This window comes from Paraburkholderia sp. SIMBA_027 (genome assembly GCF_046535315.1).
Taxonomy (GTDB): domain Bacteria; phylum Pseudomonadota; class Gammaproteobacteria; order Burkholderiales; family Burkholderiaceae; genus Paraburkholderia; species Paraburkholderia tropica.
The window spans coordinates 1-233 of sequence record NZ_JAWRWY010001675.1 but is presented as its reverse complement, the minus strand read 5'-3'; the positions used below and the strand labels follow the sequence as shown (position 1 = coordinate 233).

The following is a 233-nucleotide window of genomic DNA, read 5'->3' as shown; positions in this document are numbered from 1 at the left end:
ATTCTTCATACAAAGCAAATGGAATTACCAGTTATTCTAACCCTGTTGGAGATCCTTACGATATTGATTATGTTTGTCATGAAGTAGGCCATCAGTTTGGTGGTCCACATACATTTAATGCAACAACAGAAAGTTGTGGCGGAAATCGTGAAGATTCCAATGCTGTAGAACCGGGTAGTGGTATTACAATTATGGCTTATGCTGGAATTTGCGGAAGTACAAACAATCTGGCC

The 233-nt window shown here is 39.5% G+C and carries 1 protein-coding gene; it reads left to right on the top strand.

Annotated features, from left to right (window positions below):
* The coding region (locus tag SB764_RS44880; protein WP_410867420.1) for a reprolysin-like metallopeptidase at positions 1-233 on the top strand (233 nt) is incomplete at both ends.